The sequence below is a fragment of the Bacillus sp. LL01 genome (assembly GCF_001037965.1).
The window spans coordinates 1-4,391 of sequence record NZ_LFEL01000161.1 but is presented as its reverse complement, the minus strand read 5'-3'; the positions used below and the strand labels follow the sequence as shown (position 1 = coordinate 4,391).

4 protein-coding genes are annotated in these 4,391 nt (G+C 41.0%); 3 read left to right on the top strand and 1 reads right to left on the bottom strand.

What is annotated here, in order from left to right; all coding sequences use genetic code 11:
• Positions 1–132: 132 nt before the first annotated feature.
• A complete protein-coding gene (locus AB685_RS26970) occupies positions 133–1,158 on the bottom strand; it encodes an outer membrane lipoprotein carrier protein LolA (RefSeq protein WP_082153786.1) in 1,026 nt (341 codons plus the stop codon).
• A gap of 183 nt (positions 1,159–1,341) precedes the next feature.
• Here AB685_RS26970 and AB685_RS26965 point away from each other — a divergent pair, with 183 nt between their 5' ends.
• The 3 genes from AB685_RS26965 to AB685_RS26955 form a co-directional block, all read left to right on the top strand.
• Complete coding sequence (locus AB685_RS26965) at positions 1,342–2,049, top strand: response regulator transcription factor (RefSeq protein WP_047973678.1); 708 nt, start codon at positions 1,342–1,344, stop codon at positions 2,047–2,049.
• On the top strand, positions 2,036–3,442 hold the full coding sequence (locus tag AB685_RS26960; RefSeq protein WP_047973677.1) for a HAMP domain-containing sensor histidine kinase: 1,407 nt from the start codon (positions 2,036–2,038) through the stop codon (positions 3,440–3,442). The genes AB685_RS26965 and AB685_RS26960 overlap by 14 nt, the downstream gene beginning before the upstream one ends.
• 19 nt (positions 3,443–3,461) lie before the next feature.
• A partial coding sequence (locus tag AB685_RS26955; RefSeq protein WP_047973676.1) for a sigma-E factor regulatory protein RseB domain-containing protein occupies positions 3,462–4,391 on the top strand: 930 nt, incomplete at its 3' end.

The window sequence follows — 4,391 nt, the reverse complement described above, 5'->3', positions numbered from 1 at the left end:
TTTCACAGCAAGTTTATCCTATTCTTTGGAATTTAAATGGGAATGAGCAAGAGTAAAGTAAGAACCCTCTTGCTTTATTAGGCAAAAGGGTTCTTACTATATGGAATAAAAGGAAGGGGGATCCTTTCGTTCTTATTTAATTTGTTTAGCGATCTCAATTAATTCCTCTTTCGATAAAGCATCAGCATCCGTCATCAGTTCAAGGTGCACCTCATCTTGGGACCAGAACAAGAAATGCATATCGAACATGTTCATATAAGAGCCCTCGAAATTTTCGGTGGAAACAGCTTCCGTCTCGTCAAGCATCTCCGTTTTATCAGTTGTGAGAGATAAAACTAAATAATGCTCCTCCTCACTAAAGTGCATCGTTGCCATATCCATCTCCTCGAAGTAGTTCGCATCTTCAAATTCAAAGTGATCTAGGATCGCACTTAAGTCAGGAATGTCAAACGGTGTGACTTCTTTTAATTCATCTAGTGAAAGCGAGTCAACCATAAAGTCATCCATAGTTAGTACTTCGGCATCTTCAGGAATGTCAAAAGTGAAAAGAGCTTCATCAATATCGATGTTGTATTCAATATTCGTGTATTCAACAACTGATGAAAAGTCCTCGCTAATCCACATCATTTTAAGTGGCATATACGTTTCTTCATCAACCCAAATGTCATAGCTTGTGTCACCTAGAAAGTCTTCCTCGCCATCTTTGGCCGAAACGGAAAGGTGAATCGTTTTGCGGTCGGCAATCGTTTCTTTTCCATTGACGACTACGTCTGTTGATTCAAGCATTTCGGTTAACATTTCGCGAATGATCTCGGATTCACTAGGCATTTCTTCTGTAAGGTCGTCTAACGTGTCAAACACTGTCACTGTATTTTCAGTTTGATCATAGGACCATGACTCCTCGCCATTAGAAATATGTAGGTAGCCGTCTTCCATTTCTGTGCGATATTTATCCGGTTTTACGTTCCATTCCTTATACGTTGAGGATTCATTTTCTCCGTCATACTTAAATGTTGATGAAACCTCAGCATAGTAGCTTTCAAGATTCTCTTGTGCTTCTACCGCATTTTCAATAATTTGTTCCGTGTCCTCGATTGAGCAAGCTGTTGAGAATAGGAGGACGCCAGCTAATCCTAATAAAGCTGTTAATTTTTTCATCAGTTCCTTCACCTCGTTATCGATTTTCTTCCTTCCTTTCACTATAAGGACCAATGATAAAGAAAAAGAAAGGAATTTATAAAGAAAGTATGAAGTCTTAATCAGGTCTTTCAGCAATACAGCTGATTGACTATAATAGAAAAATAAGGAATAAACGTAAATGAAGTAAAGGGAATGAAGCAAATGAGAGAGCAAATACTCGTCATTGAAGATGACATCGAAATTAGCAATATTATTCGTGACTACTTAAAACGAGAAGGGTATGGCGTCATCGTTGCTCATAACGGGGAGGCAGGGCTTAATCATTTTCGTGAATCGTCGCCGATGCTTGTTCTCATTGATTTAATGCTGCCAAAAATAGACGGGTTTGAAGTGTGTAGGCAGATTCGAACAAAAAGCGACGTTCCAATCGTGGTCGTGAGTGCAAGGCAAAGCGACATCGACAAGATTCATAGCCTTGGACTAGGAGCAGATGATTACATAACGAAACCATTTAGCCCGCTTGAACTCGTTGCACGTGTGAAGTCACAACTTCGGCGCTACAATCGATACATAGGCAAACAAACAGAGGATGAAGTGCTAACCTTTGATGGGTTACAAATTAATTTAAATCAACGTACTGTTGAAAAAGATGGCGTCAGACTGACATTTACGATGAAAGAATTTGCCTTACTTTGTGTGCTTGCACGCTCACCAGGACAGGTGTTTTCAAAGGAACAGCTGTATTATCAAGTATGGAAGCAAGACGATGCGGATGACATTCGGACGGTGACCGTACATATTAAAAATGTTCGTCGAAAGCTAGGGGAAGGCAGTCGACACCCGCGTTTTATTGATACTGTTTGGGGAATTGGCTACAAATTTATTGGACAAAAGCATGAAAATACGTAATTGGTTGCTGCTCCTCATTTTTGTAGTGATGCTTGTTCCATTTGTTTCGACCTATTTCTTTATAAGCTACATCAATGATTGGTATGAGCGGGAGCAATTATCTGAGTATATCCATACATCGATTCGAATTCATCAACTCGCTTCGACCTTGAAGGACAATCCACGTCTGTATCAATATCCTTCTGTTGGAGAAGATGCTTTAGCAGATGAGATATACGATGATGAGATCATCCATATTTATTCCAAAGATCGTCAAGTGCTCTTAAACGTGAATGGGCAATCACTCTTTTCAAATAGAGTCCCAGCAAGTGAATTAATGAAAGGTCTTTATGAAACGAACGAAACGCTCTCTCACTTTATTTACAAGGAGCCCGTCTATTATGAAGGCGAGCTAGTCGGTTACTTTGAAATAAAAAAAGAACGAATTGAACTGAAGAAACAGATCGAGAGGAGCTCCTTTTTGACAGGTTTCTTCATCGTTATGGTGCTTTTTATAACATTAGTGATCACTCATTTACTTGTTAAACGTCGAATCGTTAAACCTGTTACACAATTAGTGAGAGAAATGAAAGCAGTTGGGGCAGGGAATTTTCCGACTGAGCGAAAGCATAACCATGCAAACGATGAATTTCGTGAACTTTTAGAACGTTTTTATACGATGAGCGGTGAGCTTGAGGAGGTCCAACAATTAAAGCAGCGTCTAGTTGCGACGATTTCACATGACTTACGCACTCCGCTTACGTCGATAAAAGCCTATGCAGAAGGGCTAAAAGATCACCCTGAAAAGCAAGATGAGTACCGAGAGGTGATTGTACGTAAGGCTAATTATATGGAAAAGCTTGTAGAGGACCTTCTGCTTTATTCAAGGTTAGAGATGAATAGCTTAGAGCTTAACTGTCAGTGGGTTGAGGGTGATGAGCTGGCCGATGTGTTAGTTGATGGTTACGAGGAACTGTGTAACAAACATGGTATGGTGCTAGAAACGTTGATTGAAGTAGGACCATGCGAGGTTTATTGCGACGTCGATCGCTTGATTCAAGTAATGGACAATCTTGTTACAAACGCACTCAGACATACGAAAAGCGGCAAAAAGATAGAACTGATCGCAACAACCAAGCGAGACATGCTTCCAGCGGATCTGCCTTGGAAGGAAGGCTACTTGTATTTTGCGATTCAAGATGAAGGTTCTGGAATTGCTGAGCAGGATCTGCCTAAAGTATTTCAATTGTTTTATCAAGCAGATGAGTCAAGGCGAAAGGATAGTGGCAAAGGGGCAGGTCTCGGCCTTGCCATTAGTCAACAGTTAATCGAAAAGCACGAAGGCTTTATTGGGGTGACCTCAACAGAAGGTGAGGGAAGCTGTTTTTATTTCGCCCTGAAAAAGCATGTGTAGAAGGGAAGGTGGGGATGAGATGAAAAAGAAGATAATATTGTTTGTCGTGATCGCGCTTATTATGTTAAGTGGCTGTCAGATGAGAGGTTTAAGTGGTACGGAGGTAATGGCGAGTATGATTGAGGCAGATCCATCAGCTACAGCGTATTACATGGAGACGGCTTACGAAGGAAATGAAAGTGATCCGTTCACGATGAAGGAGTGGCGGATGCCTGATGGAAGGTATCGAATGGAAATGTATGAGGGGGAGGATCTCGCTTATGTTTCTCTCTATAGTGATGAAGGATCGGTCACACTTGATTACCAAGAGGAACAAATCTTGACATATGCTTCACCAGAAGCCGCCACGTATCTTGCTCAAACACCTCGTGAATCAACGATGCAGATGCTTGAAGCGATGCATGATCATTATGAGGTCGAGGTGAAAGAGGAAACGTCGTTACTTGATCGTGATGTATTCGTTCTTCAGTTAAAATCAAAGCAAAGCAACAACGATGAGATGGAGATCTGGGTTGATAAAGAAAATTGGGTTCTCCTCAAAATGGATTTAGCATTCGATGAGGAATGGATGACGAGTGAGGCTGTGATGTTTGAACTGAATCCCGAAGTGGAGGACTCCTATTTTGTGGTCGATGAGTCTCTTGATTTTGAAAAAGTCTCGCTTGATGAATTATCAGCGTTAGAATCAATCGAGCTCTCTGAAGCACAAGAGATGGCGACCTATTCCTTTTTAACACCAACCGATGAGTATCATTTTTTTGAGGCAAGTACGTATCCTAGACAAGAAGATGAAATTGGGATAAATCTAACCTATAGCGATGAGAGTGGGCAAATTCTCTTTTCCTATGAAGTGTTTAAACGAAGTGATCCGCTCGTGGCCGTTTTTGGAAATGAAGAAGAGGTCGAAATTCGAAGTGAAGAAGGGCTAATCATCTGGGACGAATCTTTG